1 protein-coding gene and 1 pseudogene are annotated in these 978 nt (G+C 39.5%); both read left to right on the top strand.

The window, feature by feature from the left end:
- On the top strand, positions 1 to 683 hold a 683-nt coding region (locus tag B0186_RS11720; protein WP_235817224.1), incomplete at its 5' end, for a phage tail repeat domain-containing protein.
- 11 nt (positions 684 to 694) lie between these two features.
- A pseudogene (locus B0186_RS09830) lies at positions 695 to 978 on the top strand (DUF4376 domain-containing protein); the annotation flags it as partial.

A 978-nucleotide genomic window follows, 5' to 3' on the forward strand; every position in this document is an offset into this window, starting at 1 on the left:
GACGTGATGAAAACACTGCACTGTATGGAGAGGGGTTTGAATTTGAGCCACAAACAGATAGATCAACGGTAGATTCATGGGGTGATGGGACGTTAGATGACAATGGTTGGATAAAGCCGACTAATACCTCAAAATATGCTACAGGTGGCGCTGAAACTCGCCCCAAAGCTATTGCGTTTAAGCTTTGCATCAAGGCAAAAAATAGTTTTGATGATGTGCGTTTTTGGATTAAGGCATTTGGCGAAGTGACTAATGTAGGCGCGTTAGATGCAAGTAGATTAGCGCAAGAGTTGCAAGGTAAAGCTGATGCAAATCATACTCATACCACGAGTCAAATTACTGACTTTACTCACGCCACAAATCAATTAATAAATGCAGCCTTTAGTTATCAAAAAATAGATAAATACAAAATCCGAAAATATCCAGATGGTACATTAATTTTATCTGGCAAGATAAAAAATAAAAGAGATAGCGGTACAGAAAATGTTAACCCTGTGATTTTCCCAGTAAGTTTTATAAATAACGACTATGAAATATTCGTATCTGAAGTATTTAGGAGTAATGCATCGGGTAAAGGGCAATATAACTGGGTGTTTGCTACTCCGGTTGATAAATCCAGAGCTAATATATCAACTTGGTATGATGGCGAAACAATGTGGCAAGCAATAGGGAGATGGAAATAAGGAGGGATGAGATGACAATTTATTTTAAAGACGGATTTTATATCAGCGATATTCACGAGCAAATTCCCGAAAATGCGGTGGAAATCTCTGAAGATTTATACCGCACTTTATTGGAAGGACAAGCAGAAGGCAAACAAATCGTCATGGACGAAAAAGGCTATCCGCAACTTGCTGAACCGCAGCCTAGCCCTTTGCATCATTTTGAGAATGGGCAATGGGTGATTTCAGAAGAGCATCAAACTCAACTCAAAGCCGACCAACAGGCGCAAGTTTGGGAGCTAATCAAACAAAAACG

Source organism: Canicola haemoglobinophilus (assembly GCF_002015075.1).
GTDB lineage: Bacteria > Pseudomonadota > Gammaproteobacteria > Enterobacterales > Pasteurellaceae > Canicola > Canicola haemoglobinophilus.